Here is an 18,038-nt window from a genome sequence, read left to right on the forward strand (position 1 = left end):
GGAGTAATGGGTTCAGTAAAGGCGATGCGATATCAATGCGCCGCGGCGACCGCGGGCGTCGTGTTGACCACGGAGCCGGCGTTGGCTGCTTCGACGATCGCCTCGGTAATGCGCAGATTCTGCAGGCCGTCGCGGGCGCTCACGAGCGGTTCCACTTCTTTTCGAATGACGCGCACGAAATGTTCGAGCTGAAGCTTGAGCGGATCGTCGCGAGTCATCTCGGCAACGCCGACCTGGAACGGCTTCCACCACGAACGGTCCTCGGCCTTGCCATAGGTTTTCAGGCGCATGGTGGGCACGGCGAGCGAGCCGAAGGTGCCCGCGATCACATAGCAGTCTTCGTCCGGATACGATGGATAAGCCTTGTTTTCCTGCGACGTCTGTTCCCAGCTACGCGCGCTCGCGGCCGTGTCCGACAGCATGAAGCTGCCGAGCGCGCCGCTCGCGAAGCGCAGGTTGATCGCCACCGTGTCTTCGACCGGAAAGCCGCGCGTGGCGTGCGACGAAAACGCCTGCACGGCCACGATATCGCCGCACAGCATGCGCAAGTTGTGCACCTCGTGGATCATGTTCAGCAGGATCGGCCCGCCGCCCGGCTCGCGCCGCCAGGGGGCGTCGGCGTAGTACTCATCCGGTTTGAAAAAGACCGCGCTGCCCATCACCGCGACCAGTTTGCCGAGCCGGCCTTCGTCGATCAGTTGTTTGGCTCGGGCCATGATCGGGCTGTGTGCGCGGTGATGTCCGATCAGCAACGGCACGCCGCAGCGCTCGACTTCGGCGACCAGTGTTTCCGCTTCGTCGACCGTGGATGCGATCGGCTTTTCGAGCAATGTGGGCACGCCGGCCGCGAGACAGGTCAGCGCGTGCTCCACATGCAACTGGTTTGGCGTGGCCAGAATCACGCCGTCCGGGCGGTCGCGTTCGAGCATTTCTTCGAGCGTCCGGTAAAGCGGCACGCCGGCCTCGCTGGCGATTGCCTGTACCGCCGGCGACGGGTCGACGATCGCCGACAGCGTGCACGTGCCGCTCTGCTGCGCGACAGCCATGTGAGCGCGGCCGATATAGCCCGCGCCGGCCACGGCGATCCGGGTCCTGTTCATGGATCGATTCCTTCGAAGTTCGGGCGAAATGGATTACGCGAGGGCTTTTTTGGTTTCAGCCATGGTCTCGGCCCGCATCCGGTCGTAGCTGACCTTATCGATCGGCACCGCATTGGGTTCGCCCAGATCGCTCAACTTGACGCGGTAGTTCTCGCGGGCGGTCCATGCGGTCACCGCGGCAACGATGGTGATGGCGAACGTGATCGTGCCGATGATGAGCGGCACATTGGTCGATCCGGGCGGCGCGACATAGGCGAACAGCGCGGGCAGCAGGGCGGTGATCGTCGTGCCGATGTTCTGGCCGATGGCCATCGCGGAGACGCGTGAGCGGGTCGGGAACAACTCCGGATAGAAGCTCGGGAAGATCGCGTTATAGCCTTGATAGATGATGCCCCACATGAGGATCGACATCACCATGGCGAGCGGCACGTTGCGGATGCTGATCGCGTACAGGTAGCCGAACGAGAGCAGACCCGCGCCGAGCGCGCCGACGACGATGGGCAGGCGCCGGCCGATCCGGTCGGACAGATTGCCCACATAGGGAATCACCAGCACGGCGACGATGTTGCCGATCACCGGAATCCACAGATAGACGCTCTTGGAAAAACCGATGCCGTACGACGCCTGCACCGCATAGGCCGCGCCGAAGATGGTGGCGACGACCGGGATCACGTTCATCAACGAGCAGAGAATCACGCGCACCATATCGGGCCAGTTGTAGCGGAAAGCTTCGACAATCGGCGATTTGGGCACGTTGCCGCTCGCGTCTTCCTTGGCGAAGGCGGGTGTTTCATGGACTTCGCGGCGAATGTAGTAGCCCGCGATCAGCACCACGGCACTCATCAGGAACGGGATGCGCCAGCCCCACGAATTGAACGAGCTCTCTTCCATGAAGTAGGCGAGCGGCAGGAACACGGCGGCGGCGAGAATCTGGCCCGCCTGCACGCCTTGCAGGGTAAAACTGGCGTAGTAACCGCGCCGCCCGAATGGTGCGTGTTCGAGAATCATCGAACTCGCGCCCGAGATTTCACCGGCCACGGCGAAGCCCTGGATCAGGCGCAGCACCACCAGCAGGGCGGGCGCGAGCAGCCCGACGCTGTGATAGGTAGGCAGAAAGGCAACTGCCATCGTCGAGAAGCCCATCAGGAACATGCAGACGAGCAGAACGTTCTTGCGGCCGTGGGTGTCGCCCCAATGCCCGAGCACCACCGCGCCGATCGGCCGCGCGACATAACCCACGCCGTAGGTGGCGAGCGAAGCCACGATGGCGATCTTCGGATTGCCCGATGGAAAGAACAACTGTGGAAAGATAAGGGCCGCTGCCTGAGCGTAGATGAAGAAGTCGTAGTACTCGAGTGCCGAGCCGATCCAGCCGCTGGCGGTTGCTTTGCGAGCCTGCGAGCGGTGCTCGTGGCCGTCTGCTGGTGTATTCGTTTCCATGTTGTCTCCTGAACAGAAATGTTTGGATCAGCTTCTACGGCTGATTCATTGGCGTCCTGAAAGCAAAACTATGCAAGCCAGGACTTACCGGGACACGGCCAGCGTGACCTGTTTCCGGATGCTCGAACGTTGCTGTGTGCAGCGCACCAATCGAGCGGCGGTACAGGGTTAACCAGTGCCTGGGTGTCCCGAATATTTCAACCGACCGGCGTGGCTTGCCCGATCGGCTCGTTAAGGCTAGGGTAATGTGGTTCTGCACGGACACAATGCGGCCAAATGGAAAATCAGAATGCGCTCACAGCCAGCAATGAGTCTTTCCTGCGCGACCTGCAGTTGTTCTGCAACATCGCGCGCCGGGGCAGTTTCGTGGCGGCGTCGACGGAAATGGGTTTGTCGCCCTCGCATGTCAGCAAGCGCATTGCCATGCTGGAAGCCGGTCTCGGCGTGAAGCTCTTTCAGCGCACCACGCGCCGGGTCAGCGTGACGAGCGACGGTGAAGCCGCTTTGCAGTGGGCGCAGAAAATACTCGACGACGTGCAGGGCATGGCCGATGCGTTTGCCGATCGCCGCACCGAGTTGCGCGGCTTGCTGCGCATCAGCACGAGCCTGCGGCTCGGCCGCAAGCATGTGTCGCCGATTCTCGCCTTGCTGCGCCAGCGTCATCCGAATCTCGAGATCTGGCTGGAATTGCTGGACCGGCGCGCCGATCTCGTCGGCGAGAACTTCGATATCGACATTCGCGTGGGCGAAGTGCATGAGCCGCACCTGATCGCGCACAAGATGGTGGAGAGCACGCGAATACTCTGCGCGTCGCCGGACTATCTGGAACGGCGTGGCACGCCGCTCGAACTGGCCGAGCTGACCCAGCACGACTGCCTGCTGTTTCGCGGACGTGACGACCGCTTCGGCGTCTGGCGGCTGAGCGGTCCGAACGGCGAAAAGAGTGTGAAGGTGACGGGCACCGTGGCGTCCAATCTCAGCGATATCGTCGTGCAGTGGGCCAAGGACGGCTACGGCGTGGTGATGGTGTCGATCTGGGACGTGGCCGAGAGCCTGCGCGCCGGCGAACTGGTGCGCGTGCTGCCTGACTACCTGCAGTCCGCCGACGTGTGGGCCGTGACGGCGGAGCGTCTATCGTCGTCGGCGAAGATCCAGGTGTGCATCGAATTTCTCCGGGAACAGTTGACGAGCGGGCCGTATGCGCTGGTGACGCGCGGCGTGGGCGGCTTTTGACGGGTTGCGCCGTCACCTGACTGACGCCCGGATGAGTTCCGTATTCCAATACAGTTGCCACGCAAAAAACAATACAGTGAGGCGCGGTTTTATCCGGCTGTATCGGGAATATGACCGGCGCCGTCGATACAGTTGGCAGGTCTCGATGGAGCCTGCCGACGAGCGGATCGCCGCTCTGGCGCTGCGCGACGTAGCCCGATTTTTTGCCTATGGCCCGGTGGTGACGCGCCGTGGTTTATCCCGAACACGAGGTAAGGACATGAATGCAGTGAACGAACAAGCGAAGCTGGCGGTGCAGCAGTTGGGCCACTACATCGGCGGCGCGCCGGCCACGCCGACCAGCGGCCGCTTCAAGGACGTGTTCAATCCCGCCACCGGCAAGGTGACCGGTTCGGTGGCGCTGGCGTCGGTCGAGGAAGTGGATGCAGCGGTGCAGGCCGCCAAGGCCGCCTTTCCCGCCTGGAGCGAAACCGCACCGATCAAGCGCGCGCGCATTCTGTTCAAGTTCAAGGAGTTGCTGAACAAGCATCACGACGAACTGGCGATGCTGATCACACGCGAACACGGCAAGGTGTTCACGGACGCGCAAGGCGAAGTGGTGCGCGGCATCGAAGTGGTCGAGTTCGCGTGCGGCATTCCGAACCTGCTGAAGACCGATTTCACCGACCAGATCGGCGGCGGTATCGACAACTGGAATCTGCGTCAGGCGCTGGGCGTGGTCGCGGGCATCACGCCGTTCAACTTCCCGGTCATGGTGCCGATGTGGATGTTCCCGGTCGCGCTCGCCTGCGGCAACACGTTCGTGCTGAAGCCGTCGGAGCGTGACCCGTCGGCGTCGCTGCGGATTGCCGAATTGCTGAAGGAAGCCGGTCTGCCGGACGGCGTGTTCAACGTCGTCAACGGCGACAAGGTGGCCGTGGATGCGCTGATCGATCACCCGGACGTCGCGGCGCTGTCGTTCGTGGGCTCCACGCCGATCGCCGAATACATTCATACGGAAGCGTCGAAGCGCGGTAAGCGCGTGCAGGCGCTCGGCGGCGCGAAGAATCATCTGGTGGTGATGCCGGACGCCGATCTGGACCAGGCGGTCGACGCACTGATCGGCGCGGCCTACGGTTCGGCGGGCGAGCGCTGCATGGCGATCTCGGTGGCGGTAGCGGTCGGCAACGTGGCCGACAAGCTGATCGAGAAGTTGGTGCCGCGCGTCAAATCGCTCGTGATCAAGAACGGCGAACATCTCGACGCGGAAATGGGCCCGTTGGTTACCGCCGAACATAAGGCCAAGGTGGCGGGTTATATCGCGTCGGGCGAGGCGGAAGGCGCGAAGCTGATCGTTGACGGCCGTGCGCATCCGGTGGCGAGTGAAGACGGCTTCTTTGTCGGCGGCACGCTGTTCGACAACGTCGGCACGGACATGAAGATCTACAAGGAAGAGATTTTCGGCCCGGTGCTGGCGGTGGTGCGAGTGCCCGATTTCGCGAGCGCCGTGGAACTGATCAACGCGCACGAGTTCGGCAACGGCGTGTCGCTCTTCACGTCGGACGGCGGTGTGGCGCGTGCGTTCGGCCGGCAGATTCAAGTGGGCATGGTCGGCATCAACGTGCCGATTCCGGTACCGATGGCGTGGCATTCGTTCGGCGGCTGGAAGCGCTCGCTGTTCGGCGACCATCACGCTTACGGCGAAGAGGGAGTGCGCTTCTATACGCGCTACAAGAGCATCATGCAGCGTTGGCCGGACAGCATCGCAAAGGGTGCTGAGTTTACGATGCCGGTGGCGAAGTAAGTTATCGGTGGGTTGGTTGCAATGAGAAAGCCGCGCCTGATTCAGGCGCGGCTTTTTTGCGTGAGGACCAGCTCAGGCGCGTTAAACGCCCGAAGACGAGTCTTCTTCCGCTTCGCTCAACACAGCGTTTTGCACCGCGACAGCGGCGCTGACGTAAGCGGCCGCCTGACGCGGATCGTCGACGCTGTAGCGCAGACGCCCGCCCTCCAAATACACACGCAACTGGCGATACTTCACGAGATAAAGCAAGCCGACGACCGCCGCCGCAAAACCCGAAGCCGCGCCCACGCCGAGCGCCCAGCGCGGGCCGAAATGGTCCGCGACCCAGCCGACGACCGGCGCGCCGAGCGGCGTGCCGCCCAACGCAATCGCCAGCAGAATCGCGATCACCCGGCCGCGCATGACGGGCTCGGTGGTGAGTTGTACGAGACTGTTGGTGGACGTCGTGAAGGTTTGCGTCGACACGCCGATCGCCATCAGTGCAAGGCCGAACAGCACGGACGTCGGCATCAACGAGGCCACGGTGCAGCCCAGGCCGAACACGCCCGCCGCGCCGAGCAGCAGCGCCATGCGCGGTTTGGCCCGGCGCGCGGCGAGCAGCGCGCCGGTCACGGAGCCGATCGCCATGGTCGAACTCAACACGCCGTATTCGCTCGCGCCCGCATGAAACGCAGTGACCGACATCGTCGAGATGAAGATCGGGAAATTCAGGCCGAATGTGCCGATCAGGAACAGCATCAACAGCGCGGCCTTCAGATCGGGACGTTTCCAGACGTACTTGAAGCCTTCCACGAAACTGCCGCGTGAGCGCACCGCGCGAGGCTTCAGATGCAGTTCGCTCAACCGCAGCATGCGCAGCGAACCGAGTACGGCGACAAAGGAAAGCCCGTTGATGAGAAACACCCAACCGGTGCCCACAGAAGCGATCAGCAGTCCCGCGACCGCGGGCCCGATCATGCGCGCGGCGTTGAATGAGGTGGAATTCAGCCCGACCGCGTTCGACAAATCGTCCTCGCCGACCAGATCCGACACGAAGGTCTGGCGTGCCGGCGAGTCGAACGCGGTGACGCAGCCGAGCAATCCCGCGAACACGTAGACCTGCCACAACTGCACGAGCCCGGTGACGGTGAGAATGCCGAGGCCCAATGCGAGTGAACCCATGGCTGCCTGAGTGGCGAACAGCAGCTTGCGACGGTCGAAGTGATCGGCCGCATAACCGGTGAGCGGCAACAGCAGCATTTGCGGGCCGAACTGCAGCGACATGACGATCCCCACGGAGGTCGCATTGTGACGCGTGAGTTCCGTGAGGACGAGCCAGTCCTGCGCCGTGCGCTGCATCCACGTACCGATGTTGGAAACGATCGCGCCGCTCGCCCAGACCCGGTAATTGAAATTGCGCAGCGAACGGAACGTGCCTTTCACCGGGCTGTTTCCATGTGCGGGGTTAGGCCGGGGCGCAGCCTGCGAGGTGTGGTCGAACTCGGCATCATGCGCGCGAGCGCTCAAGCAACTCGAGGACTTCCTGCGTCGTGCCGGTTTCGCCGAGACGCGGAAAGATGCGCGTGATGCTGTTGGTGTGAGCGTCCGCATTGAGGTCGGTCATGGCGTCGACGACGAGCGTGACGTTAAAGCCGAGTTCGTTTGCGTAGCGCGCGGTGGACTCGACACCGATGCTGGTGGCCACGCCCACGAGCACCACTTGCGTGACGCCTTGTTCGCGCAGATAGGCTTCGAGATCGGTGTTCGTGAACGCGCCCCAGGTGCGCTTGGTGACCCGATGATCCGACGGCTGCGCGTTTATCTCGGGCACGAGGTCGGCAAAGCCGGCGGGGAAGTCGCCGACGTGGCGCGCCTGTTCCGCGCGGCCCGGCGCGCCGCCGGCCACGTTGACGAGCACCACGGGCAGGCCGTGGCGGCGAAACGCGTCGGCGATGACGGCCGAGCGCTTGACGACTTCGCCGGTGGGATGCGCGGTGGGCAGCGCGACAATGCCTTGCTGCAAATCGATGACGACCAGGGCGGTCTTTGCGTCGAGCGTGGTGAGTGCCATGAGGTGCTCCTGAGAGTTACGAGTCGATGAGGCGTTTGAGTAAGTCGACGCCGGTAGCGAGTTGTCGTTGCTCGGCCGCCGAGAAGCGCGTCTGGATGGTGCGAAACAGCCAGTCTTCGCGCGCCGCGCGGCTTGCCTTGATCTTCTTGCGAAAGGCGGGTGTGAGGGAGAGGACCGTTTGCCGGCCGTCGTTCGGATCGGGCGCACCGCTGACGAGGCCGGCGGCTTTCAGAGCCGAAAGCGTTTCGCCCATGGATTGTGGACGCATGCCATGAGCGCGAGCGAGCGCGGTGACCGTTGCCGGACCTTCGCGCTCCAGCAAGCCGAGGACCTGCACCTGTGAAGGGGTGAAATCGCCGAGATGCGACTCTTCGCGCAAGCGGCGGCGCAGTTTGCCGACCAGCACGCGCAGGTCTTCCGCCATGGCGTGCAGGGCTTCGGTATCGGCGGGTAGATCGCTCTTGCTCATGCCATGACAGATGTGAAGGTTACCTACGAAGGTTACCTTCGTATCTGGCTGGAGTCAAGATGAGGGAGGCGGCGTGGGGAGAATGAAAGTCAACAGAACGAGGCGGTGCGGCGAGGATTGAATCATTGCTGATGTCGTCCTTGCTTTCTCGATTTGTTTAACTATAGTGTTAAATATCAACCGTTAGGTTTACAAAAGGAGACAATCATGAGCGAGCCGCTTCATCGTCCTTCGTTGGGATCCGCGGTGTACTACAAAGACCCGTTCGCCGCGCTCGACTGGCTCGAGCAGGCGTTCGGTTTCGAGCGCCAGATGGTCATCACGGACAACGACGGCCAGTTGGGCCACTCGGAAATGCGTTTCGGCGACAGCTATCTGATGGTCTGCCGCGAATGGTCGGAAAACGCGGCCAGCCCGGCGTCGATCGGCGGCAAGAACACGCAGTCGGTGCACGTGCAGTTGCGCGACGGCATCGACGAGCATTGCGCTCGCGCGCGCGCCGCGGGCGCGGTGATTACGCGCGAACCGGAGGATCAGTTTTACGGCGACCGCGTCTACGCCGCTCGCGATCCGGAAGGGCACGTATGGAGCTTCGGCCAGACGGTTCGCACCGTGTCGCGCGAGGAAGCCGAGCGCGTCAGCGGTCTGAAGATCGAAGGATGGGTGTAACGCATGGCCTTGCCTGCCAGTGCCTCGCTTGACCGCACGCTGGCCGCGCTAGCCGATCCGAACCGGCGTCAGGTGGTCGATCTGCTCAGCCGTCAGCCGATGCGCGCCGGCGAACTCGCGCAAGCCACCGGCCTGTCGCCTCAAGCGATGAGCCGGCACTTGCGTGTGCTGCGCTCGAGCCAGTTGATCGAGGAATCGCATGACGGCGTCGACGCGCGTGTGCGCCTTTACGTGCTGCGCTCGACGCCGATGAGCGAGTTGAAGGCATGGCTCGAAGAGACCGAGGCCATGTGGGCCGGGCAATTGCTGTCGTTCAAAGCGCATCTGGAGGAACAGGGATGAGTTCGCGCGTGCAGGTGTCGTTGCGCGTGGCCGCGTCGCCGCAACGCGCGTTCGACGTTTTCACGCGCGAGATCGGCGCATGGTGGCGGCCCAATCAGCTCTTTCAGTTCACGCCGCAAAGCGCAGGCGTGTTGTCGTTCGAACCGGCCGGGCAAGCGGGTGGACAGGGCCGCCTGATCGAGACGCAGGCGGACGGCAGCGTCTTCGAGATTGGCCGCGTCACGGTCTGGGAGCCGGGCGAGCGCCTCGCCTTCGGCTGGCGTCAGGCCAGTTTCACCGACGCACAGCACACGCACGTCGAGGTGCGTTTCGAAGCGGTGGGCGACGGAACGCGAGTGACCGTCGAGCATCGCGGTTGGGATACGGTGCCGCAGGAGCATGTGGCGCGTCACCATTTCCCTGATCGCGTGTTTCTGCTGCGGCACGGCGAATGGTGGCAAGCGTTGCTGGCTTCGCTGCGAACCGCAGTGCAGGCGTCCGGACCGATTGGCTGAACGCGAGGGCGTCCGTGAGTCTTCAGCGCGTGGCGATTGCGGCCGCGACGCCCGCCATCACCGTCGCGCTCGCGCGGTTGGCGATCTTCACGGCGCGCCGGGTGGTGAGCAGCTTGCGCGCACGCGTGGCGAGCAGCGCCCAGCCGAAGTCGACGGCCATCAGCACGATCAGCATGGTGAGCGTGAGTTCGAACCACGCGACGGTGCCGATGCGCGACACGTCGATGATGGTCGGCAATAGCGCGAGGTAGAACATCATGATCTTCGGATTGCCGAGCGTGACGAGCAGACCGGCCACGAACATGCGCCACGGCGACCGACCGCTCGGCAACTCGCTGCCTTGCACGTCGGCCGGCGCGCGCCACATTTTCCAGGCGAGAAACAGCAGATACGCCACGCCGATGAATTTGAGCACCACGAACACCATGCCGAAGCTGCGCGCGATCACCGCAAGCCCGGCCACCGCGCAGGTGAGCCAGAGCGCCTCGCCGATCCACATGGCGGCGAGAAAGGGCAGTACGTCACGAAAGCCATTGGTCAGCACGCGCGCGACCAACGCGGCGATACTCGGTCCCGGCGTGCCGGCCGCGACGATCAGCGCGAGGGCGAAAACGAGCAAGGCAGACAGCGTCATGACGATCTCCACGAATTTCAGTGCGCACGCAAGCGCCGGTTGACGAAGCGCCACACGGCGCTCACGAGCAGCGAGCCGACGCCGAGCGCGACGCCCAGCAGCACGATCGAACTCATATGATCGCGCACCAGCGGCACATTGCCGAACAGATAGCCGGCCGCCACCAGCGACACGATCCACAGTGCCGCGCCCGCCGTGACGAACGACACGAAACGCGCGAACGTCATGCGCGAAACGCCCGCGACGAACGGCGCGAACGTGCGCACCACGGCGATGAACGGTGACAGCAGAAAGGTCAGGCCACCGCGCGCTTCGTAAAACGCGTGCGCCTTGCGCAGCGCATTCTTGTCGAGCCAGCGATAGTCGGCGGTATAGACTTTCTCGCCGATCGCCCGCCCGATTGCGTAGTCGACGATGCTGCCGGCCACCGTCGCGGCGAACAGCACGGGAATCACGAGCCAGACGTTCAGCGCGCCGGTGGCCGCGAGACCGCCGCAAATGAAAATCAGCGGATCGCCGGGCAGGAAGAACAGCGGCAGGAAACCGATCTCGACGAACACGACGAGAAACAGCATCGCGTAGACGGCGGTGCCGTATTGCACGATCAGGCCGCTCAGGTGCTGGTCGAAGTGCAGGGCGACCTGCAGCACATGCATCAGATCCATCTTGGGTCGAAGAGAAATTCGGATCTTCAGGAGTTTAGTCCCGCGGCGGCGCGCTGACTTGTCTATTTCTCGGAGGTGATGTCAATATCGGGGCGTTTCATCGAGAATAACCATCAGCACAAATCTGCCAAAACTTCCATGCAACACGCTACCGCTGTCACCTTCCGCTTTGCCGAGCCGCACGATGCTAACGCGATCCGCACGATCGAATTCGAAGCGGGGCAGCGCTTCCTCAGCGTCGATATGGCGGGTATTGCGGATGCGCCGCCGATGGATCTGGAACTCGTCGAGCGCAAGATCGCGGCGCGGGAAATCATCGTTGCCGTGGCTGCGGATGCAACGTGTGCCGGTTTCGTGATGTTCGAACCGCAGCCCACGCGCATCTACGTGCAGGAACTCGATGTGCTCACCTCGCACGCGGGGCAGCGTATCGGCGCGGCGCTGATCGAGCAGGTCGCGCACAGTGCGCGCGCGCAACGACTCACGCAGCTTATTCTGTCGACGTTTCGCGAGGTGCCGTGGAATGCGCCGTATTATCGGCGGCTCGGGTTTCGCGATATCGAAGAAGCCGAACTCGACGCGGCCTTGATCGCGCGGCGCGACGCGCATATCGCGCGCGGGCTCGACGAATCGAAGCGGGTGTTCATGCGGCGTGATCTTGCGTGATATGCGTGCTCCTTTGCAGGCGTAAAAAACGCGGCGGGTGTGACCGGAACATATCGTTCATGTCACACCCGCCGCGCGGTTTTTTAGCGTATTGCCATGCATGTGCCGCTTTGACTCAGCGGCTTCACCTCCGTCGACTCACCGCATAGCTTCGCCTTCTTTTACAGCTCGCTTCAAGACTTATTCCACGGTTTCCAGCGTCGGATAATCGACGTAGCCAGTTTCGCCGCGTGCATAGTACGTCGCCGGATTCGGCTTGTTCAACGGCGCATTCGTCGCGAAGCGGCGCACCAGATCCGGATTCGCGATGAACAGTTGACCCCACGCCACCGCGTCCGCTTCACCTGCGTCGAGCACCTGTTGCGCGGTTTCCTTGGTGAACTTTTCGTTTGCGATGTACGGGCCGCCGAAGGCTTTCTTCAGCTGCGGGCCGAGACGGTCGTCGCCGAGCGCTTCACGTGCGGCGATGAACGCGATCTTGCGCTTGCCGAGTTCGCGGGCCACATAACCGAAGGTGCCAGCCGGATCGGAGTCGCCCATGGCGTGCGCATCGCGGCGCGGTGCGAGGTGCACGCCGACACGGTTCGCGCCCCATACGTCGATACAGGCGTCGGTCACTTCGAGCAGCAGACGCGCGCGGTTTTCAATCGGGCCGCCGTAGGCGTCGGTACGCTTGTTGGTGCTGTCCTGCAGGAACTGGTCGAGCAGATAGCCGTTCGCGCCGTGCACTTCGACGCCGTCGAAACCGGCTGCTTTCGCGTTCGCCGCACCTTTGCGGAAGGCTTCGACCACGCCGGCGATTTCATCGAGCTCCAGGGCGCGCGGCGTCACGTAGGGACGCTCCGGGCGCACCAGGCTCACATGGCCTTGTGCCGCGATCGCGCTCGGCGCCACCGGCAGTTCGCCGTTCAGGAACAGCGGGTCCGAAATACGGCCCACGTGCCACAGTTGCAGAAAGATCTTGCCGCCGGCGGCGTGCACGGCGCTCGTGACGAGTTTCCAGCCTTCGACCTGCTCGTGCGACCAGATGCCCGGCGTTTCGGCATAGCCGACGCCTTGTGGCGTGACAGAAGTCGCTTCGCTGATGATCAGACCGGCGCTCGCGCGTTCAGCGTAGTACTTCGCCATCAGCGCATTCGGCACGCGGATTTCTTCGGCGCGTTGGCGCGTGAGCGGCGCCATGATGATGCGGTTCGACAGCGTGATGTCGCCAATTTGCAGCGGATCGAAAAGAGTCGGCATATGAGTTCACCTTTGGCCGAGGGCGCACGGCCCGGGCCTGAAAAAACTGCTTGATGAAAGAAGCGCGGCGACGCGAATGACAGCGCCTAGAGCTCGGTGTTCATGTGCTCGAGGAACGCCTGGATGACGGCCTCGTTGCGTTTGAAAAACACCCATTGACCCACTCGCTTCGACGTGACGAGACCCGCGCGCTGTAAAGCCGCGAGGTGGGCCGACACGGTGGACTGCGACAAGCCGCAGTGTCCGTCGATCTTGCCCGCGCACACGCCGTAATCGAGCGGCAGTTCCTGGTCGCCGAAATGCGCATACGGCTCGCGCAGCCAGCCGAGAATCTCCCGGCGAACAGGATTGGCAAGCGCTTTGTGAATCGCGTCGATGTCGAGCGTCATTGGGTGGGTTTCAGGGTCGTCAACAAACAACAGGCAGGCGAGGGCGTCGGTTAGCGCCCTCACGGCTGCATCGCTACAACACGAATCATATATCGGATTTTTGCGATATGCGCGAAGGCACTACTGATAATGAGGTTGATAGGTGTGGACGCACAATTAAGGCTGCACTTCCCGAAAACTTGCCGAAATATCCAAACAAGATTGGATTTTCTGCAAGGGTGCGGTGAAATTGATAGCCGCGCGGAGGGGATGGCGTGCTCGCCCGAAGTGACGGTGCGCAGGGTCCTCGACGGAGGCGAACGATTAAGGCGGGTGCGCCGTTCGCGATTTTTTCGACGCCGCCTGTCCGTCAGCATGCGGCCCGAGCGTCATTGTAGTGGCGGCCCGGTGTAATTCACCCGCCTTAACCCCAGGACGGAGGCTCATATGCAATACCTATTGATAATCTATTCGGAAGAAAACGGCTGGAACCAGATGACCGACAGCGAGCGGCAGCAAGGGGTTGCCGCGTATCAGGCGTACACCGAATCGTTGAAAAAAGCGGAGGTGCTGGTGGGCGCCAACCGGCTGCAGCACACGAACACGGCCACCACGGTGCGGCTCGTCGACGGCAAGCCGCAGGTGCTTGACGGACCGTATTCCGATTCGAAGGAGCAACTCGCCGGCTACTACCTGATCGACGTGCCCAACCTGGACGCGGCGATCGCATGGGCGTCGCGTTGTCCCGGCGCGGCGCACGGCCTCATGGAAGTGCGCCCGGTCTGGACCGCCCCCTACGACGCGCCATCTGCTGCATGAGTCCGTCCGGCGGCGGCCGTGACGCTGACGGCGCCGCGCATTCGATTGCCGAGGTGGTCGCCCGCCGCAGTTACGGCAAGCTCGTCGCGCTGCTGGCGATGCGCACGCGCGACGTCGCCGCGGCCGAGGACGCGCTGGCCGACGCGTTTGCAGCCGCGCTCGCGGACTGGCCGGAGCGCGGCTGCCCCGCGAATCCCGAAGCGTGGCTGATGACGGTTGCGCGCCGCCGGGCGGTCGATGGCGCGCGTCATCGCCGTGTCGGCGACGACGTGGCGAACCAGCTTGCGATCCTCGCCGACGAGATCGACGAGCGTGAAGCGGGCATGCTGCCCGACCGGCGGCTTGCGCTGCTGTTCGCGTGCACGCACCCTGCGCTCGAGGCCGCGATTCGCACGCCGCTGATGCTGCAGGTGGTACTGGGGCTCGAAGCGAAGACGATTGCGTCCGCGTTCCTGATGTCGCCCGCCGCGATGAGCAAGCGTCTCGTGCGGGCGAAGAACAAGATCCGCGAAGCGGGTATTCCGTTCAGCGTACCAGAGCGCGAGGAGTTGCCCGGCCGGCTCGCTGCGGTGCTGGAAGCGGTCTATGCGGCGTATGCGGAAGGGTGGACCGATCCGGTCGGCGGCGATACCGAGCGGCGCGATCTTGCCGGCGAGGCACTATTTCTTGCACAACTGCTCGTCGAACTGCTGCCCGAGGAGCCAGAGACGCTTGGTCTGCTCGCGCTGATGCTGTATGCGCAGGCGCGGCACGATGCGCGACGCGATGCGGCTGGCGACTACGTGCCGCTGTCAGCTCAGGACCCGGCGACATGGAACGCGCCGATGATCGACGCAGCCGACGCGTTGCTGCGGCGCGCAAGCGCATTCAACGCAATCGGACGCTTTCAGCTCGAGGCCGCGCTGCAGTCGGCGCACGTCTACCGCTGCCGGACGCATCGCCCGAACTGGGACGAGATCGTGCAACTCTACGATGCGCTGCTCGCGATTGCAGCGTCGCCGGTGGTCGCGGTGAACCGCGCGCTCGCGCTGGCGGAACGGGACGGCCCGCAGGCGGCGCTCGACGCGCTCGAGCCGTATGCGGACGATCCGCGGCTGGCCGACTATCAGCCGTACTGGGCCGCGCGCGCCAATCTTCTCGCGCGTGCAGGCGCGACGGCCGAAGCGCTCGGCGCGTACGATCTCGCGATCGGACTCGAGCGCGATCCGGCAGTGCGCCGCTTCCTGCAGCGCAAGCGCGCCGAACTGTCATCGGCGAGAAGTTAGATCGGCGCCTTGCAAAGCGACAGGAGACGCTTGTCGACAATGTTTTGATCGGTCTGAGGCCCGCAACGATTTTTACGCCAAGTTAATGGCGATTTGGCTAACCTGATAGCAGATAACGCACAGGAGCCGCCATGACTCGCGCGCTGGATGGTCTACGGACTCTTCTTGGACTCGGTAAAACGCTGCCGCATGGCCGATCGCAGGCCGCGCGAAGCCGCAACGTGATGATGCGCATCACCCTGGACGCCCAGCACGCCACGCCGTTGCGCCAGGCGCTGATCCGGGACTGCGGTGATCAGCAATGGACCATTCGCGTCGCGCCTCTGCACGGAACGGGGCGCGTGAGGTTATCGCTCTATCTGCCCAAGGACGCAGTCAACGGGGCGATTCAACGGCTCGCGCATCTGGCACCGGCCGCTGAGGTAGGGCGGCTGCTTGAAATCCCCGACGCGCCGACAGACGCCTGGCGAGATTTGATGGATGGCGAGCCGCTGTCGCGTGCCGGTGGCGTTGAAGCGGCTGAAAACGGGGCCGCCCTGGCGCAACTGCTTTCACCGCATCATGTTCTGCTTGGTCTGGACGTGGCTGACCGGGAGACACTTTTCGCGCAGTTTGGCCGCTTCTTCGAACAGCACTATGGGCTACCGGCAACGACCGTGACGGCGGGACTCACAGCACGCGAAGCGCTAGGCTCGACTGGCCTCGGCCAGAGCGTAGCCGTTCCGCACGGTCAAATACGAACGCTGCGCCGGGCCATGGCTTTTTACGTTCGTCCCGCAAAGCCGATTCCGTTTGATGCACCTGATGGCAAACCGGTGAGCGACGTGGTCATTCTGCTCGTCCCGGAATGGGCAAACAACACGCATCTGCGACTGCTGGCTGATGTCGCGCAGCGCTTCTGCGACCACCGGTTCCGCGCGTTGCTGCATGGCTGTCTGGACCCGCGAGCTGTCTGCCAGTTGTTCGCATGCTATGAGGAGGCGGACGGTGCAGGGCGCGGCGCTTCGCACGGCGATCCCGCGCGTCATGCCGATGCAGTGGGCAAACGGGTCCGCGCGCACAACTAGGAACGTCCTCTGGTTTCCTTCGGGGTGCCGAACACGCCGTTACTTCCGGCGCGCTGCCGATGTCCTTAATCACGCGAGCGGAGTCGATCTCTTCATATTCGTTCAGCAGCGCAATAATGATGCGGAAGATCCGATCGCCTTCCTTCACATGAGTGACGCCTTCGTCGACCGCGGCGACACAGCCGCTTTCATGAGTTGGACGATGACCGTTCTCCAGATGAAGTTTGCATGGCACTCAGTATCTTCTTCATGGATGCGCCGCAATTGATTTGGCTCATCCAATATCTACGCGCTTTTTGGCAAATGAAGCGGCCGGGGACCGCCATCCGTGGGTGGATGGCGTCCGTCTTCAAATCAGCTAGCCGATTATGTCCCCAAGCTCAGGCATTCATCCCGCCATCGACCGTAAGATTCGCGCCGGTAATGTACGAGGCCTCTGGGCCGGCGACGAAAGCTACCATTGCGGCAATCTCCTCAACGCGTCCATAGCGACCGAGTACTGTGGCGGCTTTCTGCGGCACCGCCCAATCGCCTGAGGCGGGATTCAGATCTGTATCGATCGGACCCGGCTGCACGTTGTTGACCGTGATGCCCCGGCCTCCCAACTCTCTGGACAGCGCCTGGGTGAACATCCGGACGGCTGCTTTCGTGGCTGCGTAGGGCACCAGCCCGGGCGCAATGGCACGCTCGCCCACCGCCGAACCGATCATGATGATGCGGCCACCATCACTCAGGTGCTTCAGCGCGGCCTTGGTCGTAGCGAATACACCGCGGATGTTGATGTCGATCACTCTATCCATTTCCTCCAACGTCGTGTCTTCGAACGGCTTTGGAATGGCCGTGCCGGCATTGTTCACCAGCACATCCAGCCGGCCGAAGGTCGCAAAAGTTTTTTCGACCGCGGCCTCGACAGCTTTGACGTCAGCAGCGTCCGCCTGGATTGCAATAGCCTTTCCGCCATCGAGTTCGATCTCTTTGACCACGGTCGAAGCCGCGCTGGCGTCCTTCGCGTATGTAAAGGCCACGCTCGCTCCATCCGCGGCCAGACGTTTTGCGATTGCCGCACCGATACCGCGTGAACCACCGGTAACCAGTGCCACTTTTTGGGCTGACATGTGATTTCCTAAAGTTTCCGTGAGCGATTCACCGCGTCACTGATCCAGCTAATGATTCATTGACTGTTATCCTGGGCGGTACAGCCCTGGCCTGCGAGGATTTCAGCAATCAGAAAAGAGCTTCGTACGCCACTCTTTGACCATGGTGGTGCAACGACTATAGGTTTCCGTCGAAGGTGCGGCAAAGACCTTGTAAGCAGGGGGGCATGCCTCTCGGGCATAGCAGGAGGGGGCCATGCCATCCCTCCTGGGGCATTCGGCTGTTCGCGCAGCTGAACCCATTTGCGCAACCGGTTAGCACTCTATAACGTGGGTTCGCACGCGGCGGTGGCCATCTTACTAACCCGTCAGCCTTCTGAGGTTGCGCGTGCTTTCACGGTGAGCCAGTCAAGGCGATCTGTCGCTGCCGTTGAAAGGCAATTGCCATCTGGGCACCGCGAGTGAATATCAACGTCCGTGCGCACCACCACCCCACAATCTGAACCTCTGGTGACTCAAATACGGATCGCACGGAATAAACACGTGTGCTTGATCGTTCAATGCGCAATGACGTCGCACCACCGACGCAAAGGTCGCGGGGCAAGAATGCCATCGACGCCGCCGCGGGTTGGTGCGCT

The 18,038-nt window shown here is 63.0% G+C and carries 19 protein-coding genes; 9 read left to right on the forward strand and 10 right to left on the reverse strand.

Going from position 1 to position 18,038, the window contains the following annotated elements:
• Positions 1-32: 32 nt before the first annotated feature.
• On the reverse strand, positions 33-1,100 hold the full coding sequence (locus tag PQR42_RS25540; RefSeq protein ID WP_408387636.1) for a Gfo/Idh/MocA family protein: 1,068 nt from the start codon (positions 1,098-1,100) through the stop codon (positions 33-35).
• Positions 1,101-1,133: 33 nt separating this feature from the next.
• Positions 1,134-2,540 carry an MFS transporter gene (locus PQR42_RS25545; RefSeq protein ID WP_408208913.1) on the reverse strand — a complete coding sequence of 469 codons (1,407 nt, stop codon included), beginning with the start codon at positions 2,538-2,540 and terminating at the stop codon, positions 1,134-1,136.
• Between the two features lie 276 nt (positions 2,541-2,816).
• On the opposite strand from PQR42_RS25545, the gene PQR42_RS25550 reads away from it, so the two are divergent.
• Both PQR42_RS25550 and PQR42_RS25555 read left to right on the forward strand, forming a co-directional pair.
• On the forward strand, positions 2,817-3,773 hold the full coding sequence (locus PQR42_RS25550; protein ID WP_408208916.1) for a LysR family transcriptional regulator: 957 nt from the start codon (positions 2,817-2,819) through the stop codon (positions 3,771-3,773).
• Between the two features lie 259 nt (positions 3,774-4,032).
• Complete coding sequence (locus PQR42_RS25555; RefSeq protein ID WP_408387638.1) at positions 4,033-5,556, forward strand: CoA-acylating methylmalonate-semialdehyde dehydrogenase; 1,524 nt, start codon at positions 4,033-4,035, stop codon at positions 5,554-5,556.
• A gap of 81 nt (positions 5,557-5,637) precedes the next feature.
• On the opposite strand, the gene PQR42_RS25560 is transcribed toward PQR42_RS25555, so the two are convergent.
• From PQR42_RS25560 to PQR42_RS25570, 3 genes are all read right to left on the reverse strand, one after another.
• Positions 5,638-6,978: an MFS transporter gene (locus PQR42_RS25560; protein ID WP_408389761.1), complete on the reverse strand. Its 1,341-nt coding sequence runs from the start codon at positions 6,976-6,978 to the stop codon at positions 5,638-5,640.
• Between the two features lie 64 nt (positions 6,979-7,042).
• Positions 7,043-7,606, reverse strand: a complete 564-nt coding sequence (locus tag PQR42_RS25565; RefSeq protein ID WP_408389758.1) for an isochorismatase family protein — start codon at positions 7,604-7,606, stop codon at positions 7,043-7,045.
• 16 nt (positions 7,607-7,622) lie between these two features.
• The gene (locus tag PQR42_RS25570) at positions 7,623-8,075 is read right to left on the reverse strand and encodes a MarR family winged helix-turn-helix transcriptional regulator (protein ID WP_408389756.1); all 453 of its coding nucleotides are present in this window, start codon (positions 8,073-8,075) and stop codon (positions 7,623-7,625) included.
• 207 nt (positions 8,076-8,282) lie between these two features.
• Between PQR42_RS25570 and PQR42_RS25575 the strand changes: the two genes are divergently transcribed.
• From PQR42_RS25575 to PQR42_RS25585, 3 genes are read left to right on the forward strand one after another with little or no spacing between them, the layout of a single operon-like run.
• Positions 8,283-8,744, forward strand: coding sequence for a VOC family protein (locus tag PQR42_RS25575; RefSeq protein WP_408208932.1), 462 nt, complete (start codon positions 8,283-8,285; stop codon positions 8,742-8,744).
• A gap of 3 nt (positions 8,745-8,747) precedes the next feature.
• Positions 8,748-9,086, forward strand: coding sequence for an ArsR/SmtB family transcription factor (locus PQR42_RS25580; RefSeq protein ID WP_408208935.1), 339 nt, complete (start codon positions 8,748-8,750; stop codon positions 9,084-9,086).
• Positions 9,083-9,580: an SRPBCC family protein gene (locus PQR42_RS25585; RefSeq protein ID WP_408389754.1), complete on the forward strand. Its 498-nt coding sequence runs from the start codon at positions 9,083-9,085 to the stop codon at positions 9,578-9,580. The genes PQR42_RS25580 and PQR42_RS25585 overlap by 4 nt, the downstream gene beginning before the upstream one ends.
• A gap of 22 nt (positions 9,581-9,602) precedes the next feature.
• Here PQR42_RS25585 and PQR42_RS25590 read toward each other — a convergent pair whose 3' ends face one another.
• Positions 9,603-10,214 carry a LysE family translocator gene (locus PQR42_RS25590; RefSeq protein ID WP_408208941.1) on the reverse strand — a complete coding sequence of 204 codons (612 nt, stop codon included), beginning with the start codon at positions 10,212-10,214 and terminating at the stop codon, positions 9,603-9,605.
• A gap of 17 nt (positions 10,215-10,231) precedes the next feature.
• Positions 10,232-10,879, reverse strand: a complete 648-nt coding sequence (locus PQR42_RS25595) for a VTT domain-containing protein (protein ID WP_168791132.1) — start codon at positions 10,877-10,879, stop codon at positions 10,232-10,234.
• 138 nt (positions 10,880-11,017) lie between these two features.
• On the opposite strand from PQR42_RS25595, the gene PQR42_RS25600 reads away from it, so the two are divergent.
• A complete protein-coding gene (locus tag PQR42_RS25600) occupies positions 11,018-11,545 on the forward strand; it encodes a GNAT family N-acetyltransferase (RefSeq protein ID WP_408208945.1) in 528 nt (175 codons plus the stop codon).
• 180 nt (positions 11,546-11,725) lie between these two features.
• On the opposite strand, the gene PQR42_RS25605 is transcribed toward PQR42_RS25600, so the two are convergent.
• Both PQR42_RS25605 and PQR42_RS25610 read right to left on the reverse strand, forming a co-directional pair.
• A complete protein-coding gene (locus PQR42_RS25605; protein ID WP_408493922.1) occupies positions 11,726-12,787 on the reverse strand; it encodes an alkene reductase in 1,062 nt (353 codons plus the stop codon).
• A gap of 86 nt (positions 12,788-12,873) precedes the next feature.
• The gene (locus PQR42_RS25610) at positions 12,874-13,176 is read right to left on the reverse strand and encodes an ArsR/SmtB family transcription factor (RefSeq protein WP_408208950.1); all 303 of its coding nucleotides are present in this window, start codon (positions 13,174-13,176) and stop codon (positions 12,874-12,876) included.
• A 426-nt stretch (positions 13,177-13,602) separates the two neighbouring features.
• Here PQR42_RS25610 and PQR42_RS25615 point away from each other — a divergent pair, with 426 nt between their 5' ends.
• From PQR42_RS25615 to PQR42_RS25625, 3 genes are all read left to right on the forward strand, one after another.
• A complete protein-coding gene (locus PQR42_RS25615) occupies positions 13,603-13,974 on the forward strand; it encodes a YciI family protein (protein WP_408208953.1) in 372 nt (123 codons plus the stop codon).
• Positions 13,971-15,239, forward strand: coding sequence for an RNA polymerase sigma factor (locus PQR42_RS25620; RefSeq protein WP_408389750.1), 1,269 nt, complete (start codon positions 13,971-13,973; stop codon positions 15,237-15,239). The genes PQR42_RS25615 and PQR42_RS25620 overlap by 4 nt, the downstream gene beginning before the upstream one ends.
• 131 nt (positions 15,240-15,370) lie before the next feature.
• Positions 15,371-16,306 (forward strand): PTS sugar transporter subunit IIA, encoded by a 936-nt coding sequence (locus PQR42_RS25625; protein WP_408443232.1) that lies wholly within the window; start codon positions 15,371-15,373, stop codon positions 16,304-16,306.
• A 380-nt stretch (positions 16,307-16,686) separates the two neighbouring features.
• Here the strand turns inward: PQR42_RS25625 and PQR42_RS25630 are convergent, their stop codons facing one another.
• Positions 16,687-17,421: a 3-oxoacyl-ACP reductase family protein gene (locus tag PQR42_RS25630; RefSeq protein WP_408389748.1), complete on the reverse strand. Its 735-nt coding sequence runs from the start codon at positions 17,419-17,421 to the stop codon at positions 16,687-16,689.
• Between the last annotated feature and the right edge of the window lie 617 nt (positions 17,422-18,038).

The sequence above is a fragment of the Paraburkholderia sediminicola genome, from assembly GCF_046027355.1.
In the GTDB taxonomy this organism is placed as follows: domain Bacteria; phylum Pseudomonadota; class Gammaproteobacteria; order Burkholderiales; family Burkholderiaceae; genus Paraburkholderia; species Paraburkholderia sediminicola_B.

Coding starts and splice junctions, on each gene's coding strand:
- PQR42_RS25620 (WP_408389750.1), top strand. CDS start 13,971: ATGAGTCCGTCCGGCGGCGGCCGTGACGCTGACGGCGCCGCGCATTCG.
- PQR42_RS25580 (WP_408208935.1), top strand. CDS start 8,748: ATGGCCTTGCCTGCCAGTGCCTCGCTTGACCGCACGCTGGCCGCGCTA.
- PQR42_RS25585 (WP_408389754.1), top strand. CDS start 9,083: ATGAGTTCGCGCGTGCAGGTGTCGTTGCGCGTGGCCGCGTCGCCGCAA.
- PQR42_RS25605 (WP_408493922.1), bottom strand. CDS start 12,787: ATGCCGACTCTTTTCGATCCGCTGCAAATTGGCGACATCACGCTGTCG.
- PQR42_RS25555 (WP_408387638.1), top strand. CDS start 4,033: ATGAATGCAGTGAACGAACAAGCGAAGCTGGCGGTGCAGCAGTTGGGC.
- PQR42_RS25575 (WP_408208932.1), top strand. CDS start 8,283: ATGAGCGAGCCGCTTCATCGTCCTTCGTTGGGATCCGCGGTGTACTAC.
- PQR42_RS25615 (WP_408208953.1), top strand. CDS start 13,603: ATGCAATACCTATTGATAATCTATTCGGAAGAAAACGGCTGGAACCAG.
- PQR42_RS25550 (WP_408208916.1), top strand. CDS start 2,817: ATGGAAAATCAGAATGCGCTCACAGCCAGCAATGAGTCTTTCCTGCGC.
- PQR42_RS25595 (WP_168791132.1), bottom strand. CDS start 10,879: ATGGATCTGATGCATGTGCTGCAGGTCGCCCTGCACTTCGACCAGCAC.
- PQR42_RS25590 (WP_408208941.1), bottom strand. CDS start 10,214: ATGACGCTGTCTGCCTTGCTCGTTTTCGCCCTCGCGCTGATCGTCGCG.
- PQR42_RS25625 (WP_408443232.1), top strand. CDS start 15,371: ATGACTCGCGCGCTGGATGGTCTACGGACTCTTCTTGGACTCGGTAAA.
- PQR42_RS25630 (WP_408389748.1), bottom strand. CDS start 17,421: ATGTCAGCCCAAAAAGTGGCACTGGTTACCGGTGGTTCACGCGGTATC.
- PQR42_RS25610 (WP_408208950.1), bottom strand. CDS start 13,176: ATGACGCTCGACATCGACGCGATTCACAAAGCGCTTGCCAATCCTGTT.
- PQR42_RS25545 (WP_408208913.1), bottom strand. CDS start 2,540: ATGGAAACGAATACACCAGCAGACGGCCACGAGCACCGCTCGCAGGCT.
- PQR42_RS25600 (WP_408208945.1), top strand. CDS start 11,018: ATGCAACACGCTACCGCTGTCACCTTCCGCTTTGCCGAGCCGCACGAT.
- PQR42_RS25565 (WP_408389758.1), bottom strand. CDS start 7,606: ATGGCACTCACCACGCTCGACGCAAAGACCGCCCTGGTCGTCATCGAT.
- PQR42_RS25570 (WP_408389756.1), bottom strand. CDS start 8,075: ATGAGCAAGAGCGATCTACCCGCCGATACCGAAGCCCTGCACGCCATG.
- PQR42_RS25540 (WP_408387636.1), bottom strand. CDS start 1,100: ATGAACAGGACCCGGATCGCCGTGGCCGGCGCGGGCTATATCGGCCGC.